Raw genomic sequence first — 19,807 nt, 5'->3', positions numbered from 1 at the left:
CGCCCGCCTATCTGCACCGTCCCCGCCCCGTGCGTTCCAGACCCGCGCGTCCCCGACCCGCGCGCGCCGCGCGTCCGCAGCACCCCGGACCGAGCTTCCCGCCGATCACCTCAACCCCGCCGCCGCTCGGCCCCGGCAATCATTATTTCATCCCCGTTCCGGCGATCGTTAAAAAATCCCGCTGACCCCGCCCGCTTTCGCACGCCAAAATCGTTACGATATCAGAACAAAACCCTCACGCCGCCTGGGATTGCGCAATAATTCGCTGCAAATTCAGCACAATGTCCCGCGCTGCCGCCAGCCGCGCCGCCACATCCATCTCGCGCGCCAACACCAGCTTGTGATCGGGCCGCAACCGCAACACCCCCGCCCGCGTCGCCAGCCAGGCGATCAGCCCGCCCGGATTGGCAAAGGCATTGCTCCGGAACCCGATCACCATGCCCTTCGGTCCCGCCTCCAGTTTTTCCACCCCGACATCGCGGCACGCCCGCTTCAGCGCCACCGTCGCCAGCAGATTCTCGACCTCCGCCGGCATCGGCCCGAACCGATCGACCAGCTCCGCCGCCAGGGCCTCGCTCTCGGCATCGGTGCCGAGCGAGCCGATCCGCCGGTACAAGCCGAGCCGCACCGGCAGATCCGCCACATAGGTCTCAGGGATCAGCACCGGCAGCCCCAGGCTGATCGAGGGGGTCCAATCCCGCGCCCGCTCCCGCTCGCCCTTGCTGCCCGCCGCCCGCAAATCCGCCACCGCGTCCTCGAGCATCTGCTGATACAATTCGATCCCGATCTCGCGGATATGCCCGGATTGCTCATCGCCGAGCAGATTGCCCGCCCCGCGCAAATCCAGATCATGCGAGGCGAGGGTGAACCCGGCCCCCAGCGTATCGAGCGTCTGCATCACCTCGAGCCGCTTCTGCGACGATGCCGCCAGATGATGCGTGGCCGGCCAGGTCAGATAGGCATATCCCCGCTGCTTGCCCCGCCCGACCCGCCCGCGCAGCTGATACAGCTGCCCCAGCCCGAACAAATCCGCCCGCCAGATCAAAATCGTGTTCACCGCCGGCATGTCCAGCCCGGATTCGATGATATTGGTCGCGAGCAGCACATCGTAGCGCCCCTCGCTGAACTCGGTCATCACCCGCTCGATCTCGGTCGGCGCCAACCGCCCATGCGCCGTCGCACAGCGCAGATCCGGCGCGATCTCGGCCAGGCGCTCGCGCATCCGGTCGATATCCTCGATATGCGGCACCACGCAGAACAACTGCCCGCCGCGAAACCGCTCCCGCGCGATCGCCTCGCGGATCACCAGCGCATCCCACGGCATGATGAACGTCCGCACCGCCAGCCGATCGACCGGCGGCGTCGTGATCAACGACAAATCCCGCACCCCGGTCAGCGCGAGTTGCAGCGTGCGCGGAATCGGGGTCGCGGTCAGGGTCAGCACATGCACATCGGCCTTGAGCTGCTTCAGCCGCTCCTTGTGCGCGACACCGAAATGCTGCTCCTCATCCACGATCAGCAAGGTCAGATCGGCGAAAGCGATCGATTTCGACAGCAGCGCATGGGTGCCGACCACGATGCCCACCGTCCCGTCCGCCAGCTCGGCACGGGTCCGCGCCGCGTCCTTCGTGGTGACCAGGCGCGAAAGCTGCGCCACCTTGATCGGCAACCCCTCGAACCGTTCGGAAAACAGCCGGTAATGCTGCCGCGCCAGCAAGGTCGTCGGCACCACCACCGCCACCTGAGTCCCCGCCATCGCCGCAACGAACGCCGCGCGCAACGCCACCTCGGTCTTGCCGAAGCCCACATCGCCGCAGACCAGCCGATCCATCGGCTTGCCCGACGCCAGATCCTCCAGCACATCGGCGATCGCGCGCGCCTGATCCTCGGTCTCGGTATAGGGAAACCGCGCGCAGAATTCGCCGAACGCGCCATCCTCGGCGGCCAGCAGCGGCGCATCATGCAGCTTGCGCTCGGCGGCGATCCGGATCAGCCCGGCCGCCATGTCGCGAATCCGGTTCTTCGCGCGGGCCTTGCGCGCCTGCCACGACGCCCCGCCCAGCCGATCCAGCCCGACCCCGGCGGTCTCGGTGCCGAAGCGCGACAGCAGATCGATATTCTCGACCGGCAGAAACAGCTTGTGATCGCCATCATACAGCAACCGCAGGCAATCATGCGGCGCCCCATCGACACTCAGCGTCACCAGCCCGTCATACCGCCCGATGCCATGTTCCTGATGCACCACCAGATCGCCCGCGGCGATCTCGGTCGCATCGGCAATGAACTGATCCGCCCGCTGCCGCCGGCGCGGCGGCCGCGCGATCCGCGCCCCCAGCAGATCCTGCTCGGCGACGATCGCGAAATCATCGGCGACATAGCCACGCTCCAGCCCCAGCACCGCGAGCAGCACGGCATCGCCCTGCGCGATCCGCGCCTCGGCGGCGTTGTCGATCGGGATCGAGCGCATCCCGTGGTCGCGCAACAACGACGCCAGCCGATCCCGCGAGCCGGCGCTCCACGCCGCGAGCACCACTTTCCGCCCGGCCTCGCGCCAGCGCGACGCCAGCATCCGGAACTCGTCATAAACCGAGACGCCGGATTGCCCGGTCGCCAGAATCGCCCCCGGCCGCCCGCCGGCCTCGACCCCCGCGGCCCCCTCCGGCCGGCCGAACGGCGAAAACACCGTCGCCTGGCGCGCGGCCAAAATCCGCTCGAACCCCTCCGGATCGAAATACAGCAACCCCGGGCTGATCGGCCGATACGCCAGATCGCCGGGCCGGGTCGGCGCCAGCCGCGCCTTGTAGTGATCCTCGATCATCTCGAACCGCGCCGCCGCCGCCGCCTCGGCCTGATGATCGAGGCTGACCGCCGCCGCCGGCACGTAATCGAAAATCGTCTCCATCGCCGGGGCGAACAACGGCGCGAAATGCTCCATCCCCGGTTGCCGCCGCCCCTCCGAAATCGCCAGATAGGTCGCATCCTTCACCGCATCGGCGCCGAACATCGCGCGAAACGCCGTGCGGAACCGGCTGACCGCCTCGGCATCGAGCGGCAGCTCCGAAGCCGGACGAAACACCAGCGACGCCACCGCCTCGCCACTGCGCTGCGTACCCGGATCGAACCGGCGCAAACTCTCCACCACATCCCCGAACAGATCCATCCGGGTCGGCGCCGTCTCACCGGAGGGCCAGACGTCGAAAATCCCGCCCCGAATCGCGAAATCGCCCGGCTCCATCACGGTGCCGACCCGGTGATACCCGTGTTGTTCCAAAAACCGCGCCAATTCGTCCGAAGCGACATTCCCCCCCGGCGCGACGGCGAAACCCGCCCCCTTGAACTGCGCCCGCGGCGGGGTGCGCTGCACGGCGGCATTCACCGTGGTCAGCACGATCCGCGGGCGATGCGGTGCATCGAGCAACCGCGCCAGCGCCGAAACCCGCTCCGCCATGATCGCCGGATTGGGCGAGACCCGGTCATACGGCAGGCAATCCCAGGCCGGAAAGGTGATGATCTCGGCCTGGGGCGCGAAAAACGCCAGCGCATCGGCCAGCCGCGCCAGCCGCGCATCATCGCGCGCGACATGCAGCACCACCCCGGCCTCCTCGGCGCGGCGGGCGATCAGCGCGGCGTCGAACCCTTCCGGCGCGCCGTAAATGGTGAGCAGGCTCATCGTCCCTGCTTGGCCTGCGCGACCTCGGCCGCCTGGTCGCGGATGCTGCGCAGCATCGGGCTGTCGGCCTCGTCGGGAATCGGCAGCCGCCCGGTCAGCCAGTCGGCCAGTTCGGCATCGGGATGTTCCATCACCGCCTCGAATTCATCGAGCGACACCTCGTCCATCGTCGCGATATGCTTATGCGCATAGCCGCCGATCATCAGATCGTTCTCGTAAGTGCCGCGATGGGTGGCGCGATAAAGCAGTCGGCGGCGACGTTGCAACAACGCGTCGGTGGGGTCAGTGTCCATGATGGCTTGCGATATAGAGGAGCCCCGCGCCACTGTCAGCCCGTGACAACCGATCCCACCGATTCGCTCGAATTTTTTCGCGCGCCCCTGACCAGCCTGCCCGGATTGGGGCCGCGCCTGTCGGCCCTGCTCGCCCGCGCGGTGGGCGGGACGACGATCGGCGACCTGCTGTTTCACCTGCCCGAACATTTCATCGACCGCCGGTCGCGCTATCTGCTCAAAAACGCAACCGCCGGCACGATCGGCACCTTCACGGTCGAGGTGATGCGCCATGACAAGGGCGAGCGCGCCAAATCGCCGCACCGGGTGATCATCCGCGACGCCAGCGGCTTCGGCGAGGTGGTGCTGTTTCACGCCGCCCGGCTGGCGCAATTCCCGATCGGCGCGAAACTGACCCTCTCCGGCAAGGTCGAGCGCTTCAACGACCGCGTTTCGCTGCCGCACCCCGATTACGTCGTTCCCGCCGAAACCGAGGCCGGGTTGCCGCTGATCGAGCCGGTCTGGGGCCTCACCGCCGGTCTGGTGCCGAAAGTGGTCGCCCGCGCGATGAACGCCGCCCTCGCGCGACTGCCCGATCTGGCGGAATGGCAGCAGGCGGCGGTGCTGCGCGCGCGGCACTGGCCCGGCTTCGCCGCTGCCCTGCGCGCCTTGCAGGCGCCGGGCGAACTCCCCGACGACAAACCCGCCCGCCGCCTCGCCTATGACGAGCTCCTCGCCCGCCAGATCGCCTTCGCCCTGATCCGCCGCCGGCGCCGCAAACGCCCCGGCCGCGCCTTTCAGGGCGGCGAGGATCTGCGCCGCATCGCCCTCGCCCGCTTCGGTCACCAACCGACGCGATCGCAGGCGACCGCCCTGGCCGAGATCGACGCCGACCTCGCCGCCCCGCACCGCATGCTCCGCCTGCTGCAAGGCGATGTCGGCTCCGGCAAGACCCTGGTGGCGACGCTGGCGATGCTGAAAGTGGTCGGCGCCGGTGCGCAGGCCGCCCTTCTGGCACCCACCGAACTGCTCGCCCGCCAGCATTTCACGACCCTTGCGAAACTCTGCCCGGTGCCGGTCGCCCTGCTGACCGGATCGCTCAAGGCCGCCGAGCGCCGCCGCACGCTGGACGGCATCGCCGACGGTTCGATCCCGATCGTGATCGGCACCCATGCGATCTTTCAGAAATCGGTGACATTCCATGACCTCGGCCTCGCCGTGATCGACGAGCAGCACCGATTCGGTGTCGATCAGCGCTTCGCGCTGGGTGCCAAGGGCACCGCGACCGATATGCTGGTGATGACCGCAACCCCGATCCCGCGCACCCTGCTGCTCTCGCATTGGGGCGAAATGACGATCAGCCGCATCACCGAAAAACCCGCCGGCCGCATCCCGATCCGCACCACGCTGCACCCGATCGAAAAACTGCCCGAGGTGATCGCGGCGATCGAACGCATGATCGCCCAGGGCGGCCGGGTCTATTGGGTCTGTCCGCTGGTCGCGGAATCCGAACTGCTCGACATCGCCGCCGCCGAATTGCGCTACGCGGCACTGGCCGAACGCTTCGGCGACCGCGTCGCCCTCGCCCACGGCCGCCAGACCATCGACCTCCGCAGCGATGCCCTGTCCCGCTTCGCCCGCGGCGCCATCGATATCCTGGTCGCCACCACGGTGATCGAGGTCGGTGTCGACGTGCCCGACGCCAACGTGATGGTGATCGAGCACGCCGAACGCTTCGGCCTCGCGCAGCTGCACCAGCTGCGCGGCCGGGTCGGGCGCGGCCGGGCGGCGAGTTACTGCCTGCTGCTGCACGACCGCCTGACCCGGACCGCCCGCAAGCGCCTCGCGATCCTGCGCGAAACCGAGGATGGGTTTCGCATCGCCGATGAGGATTTTGCGCTGCGCGGCGGCGGCGACATGCTGGGTTCAAAACAATCCGGCCTGCCCGGCTACCGGCTCGCCAATGCCGAGCGTGACGCCGATCTGATCGCCATGGCTCATCAGGACGCCACCATGCTGATCGAGGCCGACCCTGCCCTGACCAGCGCACGCGGCCAGGCCGCGCGCATCCTGCTGCATCTGTTCGATCAGGCCCGCGCGATCCGCGCCCTGGTGGCCGGATGACCCGGCGCTATCCGGACGCGCCACGGGTCGGGATCGGCATCGTCGTGCTGCGCGGCGATGAGGTTCTGCTGATCCGGCGCGGCCAGCCGCCGGCGATGGGCGCGTGGAGCCTGCCGGGTGGCGGGCAGGAGCTGGGCGAGACCGCCGAAGCCGCGGCGCGACGGGAATTGCGCGAGGAGACCGGACTCGAAATCGGCCCGCTCTGGCTCGCCGGCACCGTCGATTCGATCCATCGCGATGCCTCGGGGCGGATCGAATATCATTACACCATCATCGATTTCGCCGCCGATTATCAGGGCGGCGAGGCGCGGCCCGGCGGCGATGCCAGCGCGGTCGCCTGGGTGGGCGAGGCGGCGTTCGATGCGTTTGATCTGGGGGAGGCGGCGCGCCGGATCATCGCCCGCGCCCGATACCTCAGAATTTAAGCTTGACCCCGACGACACCCGCGATCGGGGCGGCGATGCTGTAACTGCGCGGGTTGCTGAAACCGGGGTCCTGCGCGACATAGACACCGCCGGCCGGCGAGAACGTGCCATAATTATAATAGGTGGCGTCCGCGATGTTATCGATCACGCCGAAGAGTTCGAGCCTCGGCGTCAGGCGGTAGCGCGTGGTCAGGTTGAGCACGACATAGCCGGGCAGCGGCGGGGTCAGATTGGCGGCATCGCCATACAGGAAGGTGAAGGTCTGGGCGACGCCGGAGAGGCCGACCGACCATTTCGGCGTCACATCGTAGCTGCCGCCGAATTTGAACAGGTTGCGCGGAATGCCGGGCAGATAATCGCCGGGCAGGATCGTGATATTGCCATCGGCATTGGCGGCGGGGTTGTTGGATCGTTCGGTGAAGCCGTCCTGATAGGTGGCATTCACCCGCGAATAGGTGAAATACGCGTGCCAGCGTGACGCATCGAGCCGGAACGCGAGATCGAGTCCGGCGCGTTTGACATTGCCGATATTGCTGAAATAGCCGCTGCCGGTGGGGTTGTAGGGCGATTGCAGGAACTCGATGTCGTCATTGGTGATGGTGTGGTAATAATCGAGATCGTAGCTGAACGTCGCGCCGAACGGCCCCAGCGCGGCACCGCGCAGCCCGAACGCGACGGTACGGGCGACGATCTGGCGCAGATTGGGATCGCCCGAGAGGAAATTGGCAAGCGCGCAACTGTCCTGCGGGCTGGCGCAGGAAAGCTCCGCAGGGGTCGGTGCCGCGTTCGCCTCGGAATAGCCGCCATAGATCGTGCTCAGCGGGGTAACATCATAGGCGAAACCAAGAGCAGGGTTGAAATGCGCGTAATAATGCCGGCCCGACAGGCCCGCGCCCGGTGCGTTGGGGTCGGTCGGGTCCTGGTCGTGCAGGGCGATATTGGCGAGGTTCAAACGGCCGCCTGCGGTAAGCGAGAAACGCGTCGTGAGGTTCAGCGTGTCCGAGAAATAGGCGCCGTAATAGGCATTGCGGATGACCACGCCGACCGGAACCGTGCCCGGTTCATCGACGAGATAGCCGGGGTTGGGAATGCCGGGCGGCGTGTAATAGACCCGCGAGAGCGTGGTGATGCCGCCATCGTAGGCGGCGGCGTCGTATTTCGTGAAGCCGCCATCGTAGCTGAGTCCCGCGATGACATGATTGTGCAGCCCGAAGACCGGCGTGGTGTTGGAGATCTGGATCGAGCCGCCGTAGCCATTGGTGTTGGTCGAGTTCAGGTCGAGCTGGCCATATTGATCATAACCCGCGGCATCGGGCTGGGGCAGGAAATTCGGGATCGGCGCGCCGCCGCGCGTGGTGCTGACCGGATTGCCCGGTCCGCCCTGGCAGAGAAAACCGGCATCGGGTCCGGCGCCGCACGGCAGATCGTTCGGACCGTTGCCGTTGACCAGATGTTCGAGCAGGTAATCGTAATAGAGCACACCCTGGATCGAGGTCTCCGTGGTGAGTTGAGCGTTCAGCGTGGCGCCGAGCTTGGCGTATTTGTCGGCGATCAGGTTGGGGCCGGTGAACTGGGCGGCGGGGTCGATCGCGAGGATCTGGATCGGGACGGTACCAGGGCCGTTGAGGACGGAATTGGCGAGCGTCGCGTTGATGTGCAGCGTCGCATGCGGGCCGCGCCAGCCGAGATCGCCATAGAAATTCTGCAGATCGGAGGATTGCAGGTCACGCCAGCCGGCTTCGTGGCGTTCCTGCAGATCGACATAGCCAGCGACATCGCCATGCTGCACACCGTATTGAAAATTGCCGTCGATCTTGCCGAACGAGCCGCCGGAGATCTCGATCTCGCCGCCATGATCGCTAAACCCGTTCTTCATCGCGATATCGACCGCGCCGCCAAGCGCGTTCAGGCCGAACAGCGGATTGCCGTCCTCGACGGTGAGCGAGCGGATCGCGGCATCCGGCAGGGCGCTCATGATCGCGAGGTCGCCGAACGGCAGGTTGAAGCGGGCGCCATCGACATAAACGCTCAACCCCGCCGGGGTGCCCTGGATCGGCGAGAGTTCGAAGCCGTGATAGATGATATTCGGCTGATACGGGTTGGCCTGGCTGTTGACGAGGTTGACGCCGGCGGCCTGGCGGTCGAGCGCCTGCGCCACATTGGCGGTCCCGCCGGCGCTGAGGTCGTGACTGTCGAGCACCTGCACCAGCGCGGGGAATTTCGCGATATTGATGCCGCTGTCGGCCAGAGGCGAGGTATTGACGACGATTTTACGGATGTGAATCCGCGCCGGCGGCGCCGGCGGCACAATAACCGGCGCGCTGATCGGGGCGCTAACTGGAGTCGTCCCTGGCGTCGCCCCTTGGGCGGGTACCGTCTGCGCATGACCGGCACCAACGCCCACCACCATCACCGCCACGATGACGGCGGCGAGCCTGACCCGATCCCTGGTGAGGACCCCGCTGGTGATGGCAGCGACGATCCTCGGGCGTTCCGTTCCCAAAATTATTTTCATTTTGTAGCGCGAGGCTACGCCACCGGCGCTGACCGGGCAAGCACGTTCGGGTGAGGCTGCTCCCCCGCCCACCGCCATTTCAAGGCGTCATCACGACAGGTTGATCAATCGCCCCGCGCGCACGGGCCGGTTGGGCTCAAGGGTCTCGATCTTGATACAAAGCCCGATCAATTTTCCCTCGCGGTTGCCGCGTCGATCGGGGCATAAACAATCCTGAGCGAAGCTGCGGAGCCGGGCCTGTGAGCAACACGCGTCATTACACCACGCTGGACGGGATGCGCGGGATCGCGGCGATCGCTGTGGTGATGTTTCACGCCAAGGCCTATTTCGGCGGTTTCTATCCCAGAAGCGCCTATCTGGCGGTCGATCTGTTCTTTTGCCTGAGCGGCTTCGTGATCGCGCACGCCTATGATGCCCGGCTGGCGAACGGGCTGCGCCCCCTCGCGTTCATGCGGATCAGGCTGCTCCGCCTGTATCCGCTCTATCTCGCCGGCACCTCGCTCGCCATCCTGGCCATCGCCGCCGCGTTGTTCATCAAGCACGATGCCGCGCAATGGACCGTCCAGGATTTTGCCATCGCGGTGCCGGCCGCCTTGTTCATGATCCCGGCGCCGCTGTTTCAGAATATCTTTGCGCTCAATGTTCCGGCCTGGTCGCTGTTTTATGAGCTGGTGGCGAATATCATCTACGCGACTTCGCTGTTTTCGCTGACCTGGGCGCTGCGCCTGATCACCGCGATCGCCGCCATCGCGGTGATCGCGCAGACCGTGATGTTTGGCCATATCGACCAGGGAACCACCTGGCCCTCCACGCTCTGGGCTCTGGGCCGCGTGTTCTTCAGCTTTCCGCTCGGGGTCATGCTGTACCGGCTTCACCTCACCATGCGCCACATCCGGGTTGCCTCCCCATGGCTGCTGGCTGGTCTCGCCGCGCTGATGCTCGCCGATCCTACCGGCAATGGTCGTATCGGTTTCGACATCGGCTTCGTCCTGCTCGCCTCACCCGCGCTCGTGCTGCTCGGCTGTCTCAATGCCCCGTCGCACCCGATCCTGGTCAGGGCCTACAAGGGTCTCGGGTTGATCTCGTACCCGATTTACGTGATCCATTTTCCGGTCATCCTGCTGCTCAACAGCTGGGAACGCCGCCACGGCGACACCGCGCTTCACCACCCGCTGGTCGGCGGCGTCCTGCTCGTCGGCCTGATCGGCATCGCCTGGATCGCGGGCATCGCCGATGCCCGTATCCGATACATCATGAAACAGGGGAGTCTCTCGTTAGAGCGATATGCGATTAAGTAGACGCAGCAGCGGCAACATAATCGCATGAAATCGCTCGAAAAAATATAGAGCTAGAGCGTTAAGCTGAAAGCATAACGCTCTAAGCCGCGCCTGATCGCCCGCCCCGCCGGCGCGGCGCGCTCAATTCCGGCGCGTCACCGTGTAGGACGCCAGCGCCCGCAGCAGCACCGCCTTTTCGCCGAAACTGTCGAGATAGGTCGCGGCCTGCTTGGCCAGAAGCTCCGCCTGCATCCGCGCCCGATCGAGCCCCATCACCGACACCATCGTCGCCTTGCCTTGCGCGGCGTCCTTGCCGGCGGTCTTGCCCAGTGTCGCGTCGGACCCCACGGCGTCGAGGATGTCATCGGCGATTTGAAACGCCGCGCCCAGATCGCGCCCATAGGCGGCGATGAAATGGCGCTGCGGTCCGGACGCCCGGCCCAGGATCGCCCCGGCCTCGGCGCTGAACTGGATCAGCCGACCGGTTTTCAGCGCCTGCAACCGGGTGATCAACGGGGGCGACAATTGCTTGCCCTCGGAGACGATGTCGATCATCTGCCCGCCCACCATGCCGCGCGAACCCGAAGCCGCCGCCAGCGCCAACACCAGCTCGCACCGCACATCCGGGTCCGAATGGGTGTCAGGCTCGGCCAGAACCTCGAAGGCTCGGGTCTGCAACGCATCGCCCGCCAGAATCGCGGTCGCCTCGTCGAACGCCTTGTGGCATGATGGTTTGCCCCGCCGCAGATCATCATCATCCATCGCCGGCAGATCGTCATGCACCAGCGAATAGGCATGCAACATCTCAACCGCGGCCGCCACCCGCGCCGCACAGGTGATGTTCACCGAAAACATCCGCGCCGTCTCGATCACGAGAAATCCCCGCATTCGCTTGCCGCCGCCCAATACCGCGTGGCGCATCGCCTCGACCAGACGATGCTCCTCACCCTCGGGCACCGGCAGCAGCGCATCCAGCTCGGTTTCGATCAGCGCCGCCGCACCCGTCAATCCATCGCGCAGCGCCACACCCTGCATCACCTCACTCATGATCAATCATCTCCAAATCCGCGGCCGGATCGCCGCTCGGGGTGGGCGTTGCGCGGAGGCGCGGGTCACGGCGCGTCTTTCAAGGCGAGACTGCCGTCGGCCTGGGTGACGATGGCCTGAACGCGGGTTTCGGCTTCGGCCAGGCGGGCGTCGCAATGGCGCTTGAGCGCGGTGCCGCGTTCATAGGCGGTGATCGCGTCTTCGAGTTTTTGCTGGCCGGATTCAAGGCCGCGCACGATGCGTTCGAGTTCGGCGAGGGCGTCTTCGAAGCTGAGTGACGCGATCGCGGTATCGGTTTCTGGCCCGGTGGTCGCCATGCTGAAAACTCCCTGGTTTCGCCTCCGATAGCGGCGGATCAGATCCGCATCAAGGCGCGGACATGGGCGGTGGTGCCGGCGGCGAGGGCGCCGAGGTCGTAGCCGCCTTCGAGCAGCGAAACCACGTGTCCGCCGCAGTGACGTTCGGCGACACCCATCAAAGCGGTGGTGAGCCAGGCGAAATCCTCGGTCTCGACATGAAGTTGCGCCAGCGGATCGGCCTTGTGGGCATCGAACCCGGCCGAAATGATCAGCAGCTCGGGGGCGAACCGGTCGAGGGCGGGGATCAGATTATCCCGCCATGCCGCGCGGAACTCGGCGGAACCGGTTTCAGGCGCCAGCGGCGCGTTCACAATATTGCCGGCGACACCGTGCTCGCTGGGCCGACCGCTGCCCGGATAGCAGGGAAACTGGTGGGACGAGGCGTAGAACAGATCGGCGTCGGTTTCGAAAATGGCCTGGGTGCCATTGCCGTGGTGCACGTCGAAATCGGCGACGGCGATCCGGCGCAAGCCGTGGGTGCGGGCATGGTTGGCGGCGATGGCGGCGTTGGCGAACAGGCAGAATCCCATGGCGCGGTCCGGTTCGGCGTGGTGACCGGGTGGCCGCACCGCGACGAAGGCGCAGCGCGCCCAGCCTTCGAGCACGGCGTCGACCCCGCGCATCGAGCCGCCGGCGGCGCGCAGGGCGGCGCGCAGCGTGCCTTCGCTGGCGATGGTATCGGCATCGAGATGGATTTTTTCATCCGGGCCCGGGTGCAGCGCATACATCGCATCGACATAGGCTTCATGGTGGACGGCGCGAATCGCCGATTCGGGCGCCTCGGGTGCCGCCTCACGCAACAGGGATTGGAACTCCGGTTGTTCGAGGGCGGCAAGCACCGCGCGCAGCCGCGCCGGGCGCTCCGGGTGGTGCGGCCCGGTGTCATGGTCGAAGCAATCGGGGTGAGTGATCAGGGCAACCGGCATGGCAGATTTATCCTCCCGTGGATTGGGGCGACCGACCGCATCTGATCGTGAAGCTCAGTACGCCCTTCATTTCGCTCCATGATAGCAGAGCGTGACCATTGTCACGGCAGAAATCGCGCACATCGACGACGGTGCCGGGATCGGTCGCCAGCAACCGCAGCCGCTCGCCCGAATCGAGCGAGCGCAAGACACGGGCGGCGCGCAGCACCGGCATCGGGCCTTTCAGGAATCGCGCATCGACCATTGTTTCCGCCATCGGCGCTATCGTGGCGCGTCGCCCCCTCTTGAGCAAGAGCATCATACGGGAGATAGAGGCCCGAATAACGAAACGGACAGGATGGACCATGACGTATCGTATCGGCATTGATCTCGGCGGCACCAAGATCGAGATCGCGGCCCTGATGGCCAGTGGTGATCTGGAGCATCGGGTGCGGGTTCCGACCCCACCCGACTACCGTGCCACGATCGAGACGATCGCCGACCTGATCGCGGGCACCGAGCGCGCTCTCGGCCGGGCCGGCGGCATCGGCATCGGCATTCCCGGCACGATCAGCCCGGCGACCGGCATGGTCAAGAACGCCAATTCCGAGCGGTTGAACGGCAATCCGTTCGACAAGGATCTCGAGGCCCGGCTCGGCCGGCCGGTGCGGGTTTCCAACGATGCCAACTGCTTTGCGATGAGCGAAGCCTCGGACGGCGCCGGCGCCGGGCAGCACTGCGTCTTCGGTGTCATCATCGGCACCGGCTGCGGCGGCGGCATCGTCGTGGGCGGCCAGGTGCTCGAAGGCCGCCAGCGCATCGCCGGCGAATGGGGTCACACCCCGCTGCCCTGGCCGCGCGCCGAGGAGATGCCGATGCGCCGCTGCTGGTGCGGCAAGATCGGCTGCCTTGAAACCTATGTCGCCGGGCCGGCGCTGGCCGCCGAAGCCGATGGTATCGGCGCCCGCGACGCCGGCGGTCTGCCCGCCCGCGCCGAAGCGGGCGACGAGCGGGCGATCCGCGCCCTCGCGGTCCATGCCGAGCGCCTCGCCCGCGGCCTGGCGATGATCGTGAACATCATCGATCCCGACGTGATCGTGCTGGGCGGTGGTCTGTCCAACCTCGATCATCTGTATCGCGACGTGCCTGCCCTGATGAAACCCTATATCATCAGTGACACGTTCGACACGCCGATCCGCCGCAACATGCACGGTGATTCATCGGGGGTGCGTGGCGCCGCCTGGTTGTGGCCCGCCTGAGGCTCCGATCGGCAACCTCACGGCGGCGTTGATCCACCGGGGCGGCGCGGCCGCGCGCACCTTGCCGCCCGGCGGCAAACGGGGGATAACCAAGGACGTGTCGAAGGGGAGACTCAGTCCAGTGATGTCGCTGCGGACAGGGCGGTGAGCGGCTTTCGCTCGATGATCGATGCACGATCGGCCGAGGCCAAGGCGAACCAGCGCGCGATGCAGGCGCTGGTCGATCGGCTGACCGAGGATGTCGCACGGATTCGCACGGGTGGCGGCGATGCGGCGCGGGCGCGGCATGTCGCGCGGGGCAAGCTGCTGCCGCGCGACCGCATTCGTCTGTTGATCGACCCGGCCTCGCCCTTTCTCGAATTTTCCCAATTCGCCGGACATGATCTGTATGGCGAGGCGGTGCCCGCCGGGGGGATCATCACCGGAATCGGTCGCGTCAGCGGCCGGGAATGCGTCATTATCGCAAATGACGCGACGGTGAAGGGCGGCACCTATTTCCCGATCACGGTGAAAAAACACCTGCGCGCGCAGGCGATCGCCGCGCAGAACCGCCTGCCCTGCCTGTATCTGGTCGATTCCGGGGGTGCTAATCTGCCGAACCAGGACGAGGTGTTTCCCGATCGCGAGCATTTCGGCCGGATTTTTTTCAATCAGGCGCAGATGTCCGCCGCCGGGATTCCGCAAATCGCCCTCGTCATGGGCTCCTGCACGGCGGGCGGCGCCTATGTGCCGGCGATGGCCGACGAGAGCATCATCGTGCGCGAGCAGGGCACGATTTTTCTCGCGGGTCCGCCGCTGGTCAAGGCCGCCACCGGGGAGATCGTGACCGCCGAGGCGCTTGGCGGCGCCGATGTTCATACCCGCTTGTCCGGCGTCGCCGATCACTTTGCCGAGAGCGATGCTCATGCGATCGGCATCGCGCGTCGGATCGTCGCGGATCTCAACATCGCGAGGCCCGCCGCCCCGGCGCTGCGCCCGCCACGCCCGCCACCGGGCGATCCGCGTGATCTGTATCGCGTGATCCCCGCCGATCCGCGCGCGCAATACGATGTGCGCGAGGTGATCCGTCTGATCGTCGATGGCGGCGCGTTCGACGAGTTCAAGCAGCGTTACGGCACCACGCTGGTCACCGCCTTCGCGCATATCTGGGGTTATCCGGTCGGGATCGTCGCCAACAATGGCGTGCTGTTCTCGGAATCGGCGCTCAAGGGCGCGCATTTCATCGAGCTCTGCGCCCAGCGCAACATTCCGCTGGTATTTCTGCAAAATATCACCGGCTTCATGGTCGGGCGCAAATACGAATCCGGCGGCATCGCCAAGGACGGCGCCAAGCTGGTCACCGCCGTCGCGACCGCGGGCGTCGCGAAATTCACTATCATCATCGGCGGATCGTTCGGCGCCGGCAATTACGGCATGTGCGGCCGGGCCTATGATCCGAACTTCCTCTGGATGTGGCCGAACGCCCGCATTTCGGTGATGGGCGGCAGCCAGGCGGCTTCGGTGCTGGCCCAGGTGAGGCGCGACAATATCGAAGCCGGGGGCGGCACCTGGAGCCCGGCGGAGGAAGCGGCGTTCAAGGCCCCGATCGCCGCGCAATACGAGACCCAGGGCCATCCGTATTACGCGAGCGCGCGGCTGTGGGATGATGGCATCATCGACCCGGCCGACACCCGCATGGTGCTCGCCCTTGGTCTTTCCGCCAGTTTCAACGCCCCAGCGCGGCCGACGCATTTCGGCCTGTTCAGGATGTGATGCCATGAACGGTCCGATCCACGTCTCGATCGATCGGTTCGGGATCGCCACCGTGGCGCTCGACCGGCCTGAGCTGCACAACGCGTTTGACGATGTCATGATCGGCGCGCTCAACGACACGATCGCCCGGATCGCGGCGAACCGCTCGGTTCATGCCATGGTGCTCGAAGGCCGGGGCCGCAGTTTTTCCGCCGGCGCCGATCTGAACTGGATGCGCCGCAGCGCGACCTATTCGCCCGAGGATAATCTGGCGGACGCCCAGGCCCTCGCGCGGTTGATGCATGCGCTGGACCGGCTGGCCAAGCCGACGATCGCGCTGGTCCAGGGGGCGGTGGTCGGCGGCGGCATCGGGCTGGTCGCGTGCTGCGACATCGTGATCGCCTGCGACGATACGCGGTTCAGTTTTTCCGAGGTGCGGCTGGGCCTGATCCCGGCGGTGATCAGCCCCTATGTGATCGCGGCGATCGGCCCGCGCCACGCCCGGCGCTATTTCCAGACCGGCGAGAGCTTCGATGCCGACACCGCCCGGCGGATCGGTCTGGTGCATGAGGTGCTGCCCGCCGCCGAGGTCGCCGGATTCAGGGATGCGATTTTATCGGCCATCCGGCGGGGTGGCCCGCAGGCACAGGCGGCGGCGAAGGCGCTGGCGATCGATGTCGCGAACCGGCCGGTGGATGCCGCGCTGATCGCCGAGACCGCGCGGCTGATCTCGGACCATCGCGCCTCGGCGGAGGGGCGCGAGGGTCTGGCCGCGTTTCTGGAAAAGCGCCCCCCCGCCTGGCTGAACGACTGATCGGTGCGATGATGTTCACCAGCGTTCTGATCGCCAATCGCGGCGAAATCGCGTGCCGCATCATCCGCACCGCACGGCGCATGGGAATCCGCAGCATCGCCGTGTTCTCCGAGGCCGACCGGGGTGCCGCCCATGTCGCCCTGGCCGATGCCGCCATCGCGATCGGGCCGGCCCCGGCGCGTGAGAGCTATCTCGACATCGCGGCACTGATCGCCGCGGCGCGGCAATCCGGCGCGCAGGCGGTGCATCCGGGCTATGGGTTTCTCAGCGAGAACGCCGATTTCGCCGAGGCCTGCGCCGAGGCCGGGCTGATCTTCATCGGGCCGCGCGCCGCGGCGATCCGCGCGATGGGCTCGAAAGCCGCGGCCAAGGCGCTGATGGCGCGCGCCGGCGTGCCGCTGGTGCCCGGCTATCACGGCGATGATCAGGGGCCGGACCGTCTTGCCGCGGAAGCCGCGATCATCGGCTATCCGGTGCTGATCAAGGCCTCGGCCGGGGGCGGCGGCAAGGGCATGCGGATCGTGACCGACCCCGGCGATTTCATCGCCGCGCTCGATCTCGCCAAGGGCGAGGCCGGTGCGGCCTTCGGGGACGATCGGGTGCTGATCGAGAAATACCTGACCCGACCGCGCCATATCGAAATCCAGGTCTTCGCCGACACCTATGGCAATGTGGTCTCGCTGTTCGAGCGGGATTGCTCGATCCAGCGCCGGCATCAGAAAATCATCGAGGAGGCCCCTGCCCCGCTGATCAGCGAGGCCCAGCGCCTCACCATGGGCGAAGCCGCCTGCGCGGCGGCCCGCGCGATCGATTATGTCGGGGCCGGCACCGTCGAATTCATCACCGAGGCCGGCGCATTCCACTTCATGGAAATGAACACCCGCCTTCAGGTGGAACACCCGGTCACCGAGATGATCACCGGGCTCGATCTGGTCGAATGGCAGTTCCGCGTCGCCGCCGGCGAGGTGCTGCCGCTGACCCAGAACGAAATCGAGCGCACCGGCCATGCGATCGAGGCGCGGATCTATGCCGAGGACCCCGATCGCGATTTCGCGCCCTCGACCGGGGTGATCCGGCATTTGCGTCTGCCCGAAGCCTCAACCCATGTCAGGATCGAGTCCGGGGTGCGCCAGGGCGATGCGGTCTCGATCCATTACGATCCGATGATCGCCAAGCTGATCGCCTGGGATCAGGACCGCGAGGGCGCGTTGCGGCATCTGGGTCGGGCGCTCGACGGGTTCGAGATCGATGGCGTGCGGAACAATCTGGCGCTGCTGCGCCGGATCGTGGCCGCGCCCGATTTCATTGCCTCCGGATTCGATACCGGCTTCATCCCAGCGCATGAGACCGCCCTGCTGGCGCCGCCGCCGCCGGCATCGCCCGCCGTGATCGCCGCCGCCGTTCATCGCTGGCTGCATGACCTGCCGCGCCACGAGACCGCTTCCGACCCGTATTCGCCCTGGACCACGCGCGGCGCGTGGCGTCTCAACGGGCCGTCCTATCAGGATGTCGGTTTCGCGGCGGCGGGTGACCTGCATCCGGTGCGGGTGTATCCCGATGATCACGGCGGGTTCGCATTCGATCACGGTGGCGCGCGGTACCGGGCCACGATTATCGCAGCGATGCCGGATCGGCTGGATGTGACGATCGGCGATGCAACAACGACCCTGACCGCGTTGCATCGGGAGGGTCTGATCGTGGTGTTCGACCATGGCCATCGTCACGCGCTGCGCGTGGTCGATCCGTTCGCCGCGACCGGCGATGCCGGCGCGGTCGAGGGGCGGATCGTGAGCACCATGCCGGGGCGGGTGATCGCGATCGGGGTGACGCCAGGCGACGCCGTGATGGCCGGCGCGTTGCTGGTGACGATCGAGGCGATGAAGGTGCAGTTCCGCATCACGGCACCGGCGGACGGGGTGGTCGGCGCGGTGCTGTGCGCGGTGGGCGATCTGGTCGAGGAGGGTGCTGAGCTGGTGGTTCTGCACCCGCAAGCCGGCTGATCTTATAGGAGTGGATTGTCCAGAAGGCGGCGGGCGTGCTCCGCATCGCGCGCGATCTGTTGCCTGAGCGCCTCGAAACTCTCGAATTTCCGTTCGTCGCGCAGAAAATGCTGGAGCGACACCGCCATTTCCTGGCCGTACAGATCGGCCGCAAAATCGAACAGATGCACTTCCAGCCGCGCGATCGCGCCTTCCGCCACGGTCGGCCGCCGCCCGATATTCGCGACCCCCTTGACCACGGCGCCATCGGCAAGCGCGGCGGTCACGGCATAGACCCCGCGCGCCGGTTCGAGATGGCGGCCCAGCGCGATATTCGCGGTCGGGAAGCCGATCGTGCGGCCCCGCGCATCGCCATGCGCCACGACGCCGCGGATCACATGCGGCCGGCCGAGCAGCGCCGCCGCCCGTTCGGGATAGCCATCCTGGAGCAGCCGGCGGATGCGCGTCGATGAAATCGGCCCTTCGGCATCATCGAGATGCGGCACGATGGTCAACCCGATGCCCAGCGCCTCGGCGCGCGCGCGCAGCAGCGTGACATCGCCGCCCCGCCGATGGCCGAACGCGAAATCCGCCCCGCACGCCAGATGCGCCGCCCCGATCCCGCGATAGAGCACTTCGGTGATGAACTCATCGGCGGTCAGCGCCGAAAACGCCCGGTCGAACGGCAGTTCGTAAAGAATCTGCACCCCCAGCGCCTCCAGCGCCGCCGCGCGTTCGGGTTCCAGCGTGAGGCGGAACGGTGGATCGTCGGGGCGAAAAAACTCGCGCGGATGGGGCGCGAAACTGAGCACGGCGCGCGGTGCGTCCGGCCGGGCCAGATGCGCCGCCTCCAGAACCTTCACATGGCCGCGATGCACCCCATCGAAATTACCGAGCGCGATCGAGGCGCCGCGCGCGGCGGCCGGGACCTCCCGCCAATGTCGCACCAGCCGGATCATTCGGCGGCGCGGGGATGTTCAGCCACCGCCACCACAGCCGCATTCGGCGGGATCACCACGGCCTCGCCCTCGATCACCACCTTGCCGCGCACCAGGCAGCGGGTTCGCATCGTCGCCCGCTTGCGCGCGTGATCGAGCGATGCGACCTCGACCACCGCCGTCACCGTCTCGCCGATTCGCACCGGGGCGCGAAACCGCATCGACTGCGTCAGATAGATCGTGCCCAGCCCCGGCAACACGGTGCCGAGCACCGCGGAAATCAGGCTGCCGCACAGCATGCCATGGGCGACCCGGCCCTTGAACAGGGTTTCGGCGGCCAGTTCCTCGTTGAGGTGCAGCGGGTTGGTATCCATCGACACCGCCGAGAACAGCAGGATGTCGGCCTCGGTGATGGTTTTGCCGAGCGAGGCGCTCTGGCCGATTTCCAACTGGTCAAACGGAACGCAAGATGGCATGTGACCTCCACGAAGG

General features: G+C 66.8%; 17 protein-coding genes. 8 read left to right on the top strand and 9 right to left on the bottom strand.

Annotated features, from left to right (window positions below; translation table 11 throughout):
• Positions 1–185: hypothetical protein (locus ACP5E6_RS10555; protein WP_427954198.1), on the top strand; the 185-nt coding region annotated here is incomplete at its 5' end.
• Positions 186–235: 50 nt separating this feature from the next.
• On the opposite strand, the gene mfd is transcribed toward ACP5E6_RS10555, so the two are convergent.
• A complete protein-coding gene (mfd, locus tag ACP5E6_RS10550) occupies positions 236–3,670 on the bottom strand; it encodes a transcription-repair coupling factor (RefSeq protein WP_427954197.1) in 3,435 nt (1,144 codons plus the stop codon).
• Positions 3,667–3,963, bottom strand: coding sequence for a succinate dehydrogenase assembly factor 2 (locus ACP5E6_RS10545; protein WP_427954196.1), 297 nt, complete (start codon positions 3,961–3,963; stop codon positions 3,667–3,669). Before ACP5E6_RS10545 ends, mfd begins: the two co-directional genes overlap by 4 nt.
• Before the next feature lie 42 nt (positions 3,964–4,005).
• On the opposite strand from ACP5E6_RS10545, the gene recG reads away from it, so the two are divergent.
• Together recG and ACP5E6_RS10535 are read left to right on the top strand one after the other, a co-directional pair.
• Positions 4,006–6,066, top strand: a complete 2,061-nt coding sequence (gene recG / locus ACP5E6_RS10540; RefSeq protein ID WP_427954195.1) for an ATP-dependent DNA helicase RecG — start codon at positions 4,006–4,008, stop codon at positions 6,064–6,066.
• Positions 6,063–6,491, top strand: coding sequence for an NUDIX hydrolase (locus ACP5E6_RS10535; protein WP_427954194.1), 429 nt, complete (start codon positions 6,063–6,065; stop codon positions 6,489–6,491). Before recG ends, ACP5E6_RS10535 begins: the two co-directional genes overlap by 4 nt.
• Here the strand turns inward: ACP5E6_RS10535 and ACP5E6_RS10530 are convergent.
• Positions 6,481–8,994, bottom strand: coding sequence for a TonB-dependent receptor (locus tag ACP5E6_RS10530; RefSeq protein ID WP_427954193.1), 2,514 nt, complete (start codon positions 8,992–8,994; stop codon positions 6,481–6,483). The genes ACP5E6_RS10535 and ACP5E6_RS10530 overlap by 11 nt on opposite strands.
• 251 nt (positions 8,995–9,245) lie before the next feature.
• On the opposite strand from ACP5E6_RS10530, the gene ACP5E6_RS10525 reads away from it, so the two are divergent.
• The gene (locus tag ACP5E6_RS10525) at positions 9,246–10,304 is read left to right on the top strand and encodes an acyltransferase family protein (RefSeq protein WP_427954192.1); all 1,059 of its coding nucleotides are present in this window, start codon (positions 9,246–9,248) and stop codon (positions 10,302–10,304) included.
• 120 nt (positions 10,305–10,424) lie between these two features.
• Here ACP5E6_RS10525 and ACP5E6_RS10520 read toward each other — a convergent pair whose 3' ends face one another.
• The 4 genes from ACP5E6_RS10520 to ACP5E6_RS10505 all read right to left on the bottom strand — a co-directional run bounded on the left by ACP5E6_RS10520 (position 10,425) and on the right by ACP5E6_RS10505 (position 12,871).
• Positions 10,425–11,330 carry a polyprenyl synthetase family protein gene (locus tag ACP5E6_RS10520; protein ID WP_427954191.1) on the bottom strand — a complete coding sequence of 302 codons (906 nt, stop codon included), beginning with the start codon at positions 11,328–11,330 and terminating at the stop codon, positions 10,425–10,427.
• Positions 11,331–11,395: 65 nt separating this feature from the next.
• Positions 11,396–11,647, bottom strand: coding sequence for an exodeoxyribonuclease VII small subunit (locus tag ACP5E6_RS10515; RefSeq protein WP_427954190.1), 252 nt, complete (start codon positions 11,645–11,647; stop codon positions 11,396–11,398).
• A gap of 38 nt (positions 11,648–11,685) precedes the next feature.
• Positions 11,686–12,615, bottom strand: a complete 930-nt coding sequence (locus ACP5E6_RS10510) for a histone deacetylase family protein (protein WP_427954189.1) — start codon at positions 12,613–12,615, stop codon at positions 11,686–11,688.
• 7 nt (positions 12,616–12,622) lie between these two features.
• Entirely contained in the window at positions 12,623–12,871 is a 249-nt protein-coding gene (locus ACP5E6_RS10505; RefSeq protein ID WP_427954188.1) for a sulfurtransferase TusA family protein, read from the bottom strand.
• Between the two features lie 88 nt (positions 12,872–12,959).
• Here ACP5E6_RS10505 and ACP5E6_RS10500 point away from each other — a divergent pair, with 88 nt between their 5' ends.
• The 4 genes from ACP5E6_RS10500 to ACP5E6_RS10485 all read left to right on the top strand — a co-directional run bounded on the left by ACP5E6_RS10500 (position 12,960) and on the right by ACP5E6_RS10485 (position 18,398).
• Complete coding sequence (locus tag ACP5E6_RS10500) at positions 12,960–13,853, top strand: ROK family protein (RefSeq protein ID WP_427954187.1); 894 nt, start codon at positions 12,960–12,962, stop codon at positions 13,851–13,853.
• A 144-nt stretch (positions 13,854–13,997) separates the two neighbouring features.
• The gene (locus ACP5E6_RS10495; RefSeq protein ID WP_427954186.1) at positions 13,998–15,605 is read left to right on the top strand and encodes a carboxyl transferase domain-containing protein; all 1,608 of its coding nucleotides are present in this window, start codon (positions 13,998–14,000) and stop codon (positions 15,603–15,605) included.
• Positions 15,606–15,609: 4 nt separating this feature from the next.
• Positions 15,610–16,398, top strand: a complete 789-nt coding sequence (locus tag ACP5E6_RS10490; RefSeq protein WP_427954185.1) for an enoyl-CoA hydratase-related protein — start codon at positions 15,610–15,612, stop codon at positions 16,396–16,398.
• Between the two features lie 8 nt (positions 16,399–16,406).
• Positions 16,407–18,398, top strand: a complete 1,992-nt coding sequence (locus ACP5E6_RS10485) for an acetyl/propionyl/methylcrotonyl-CoA carboxylase subunit alpha (RefSeq protein ID WP_427954184.1) — start codon at positions 16,407–16,409, stop codon at positions 18,396–18,398.
• A 2-nt stretch (positions 18,399–18,400) separates the two neighbouring features.
• On the opposite strand, the gene ACP5E6_RS10480 is transcribed toward ACP5E6_RS10485, so the two are convergent.
• A complete protein-coding gene (locus tag ACP5E6_RS10480) occupies positions 18,401–19,336 on the bottom strand; it encodes a bifunctional riboflavin kinase/FAD synthetase (RefSeq protein WP_427954183.1) in 936 nt (311 codons plus the stop codon).
• A partial coding sequence (locus ACP5E6_RS10475) for a MaoC family dehydratase (protein ID WP_427954182.1) occupies positions 19,333–19,807 on the bottom strand: 475 nt, incomplete at its 5' end. The genes ACP5E6_RS10480 and ACP5E6_RS10475, both read right to left, overlap by 4 nt.

Source organism: Acidiphilium sp., assembly GCF_049977125.1.
Taxonomy (GTDB): domain Bacteria; phylum Pseudomonadota; class Alphaproteobacteria; order Acetobacterales; family Acetobacteraceae; genus Acidiphilium.
Note: the sequence above shows the minus strand (reverse complement) of the source record. Positions and strands in the feature narration are given on the sequence as shown.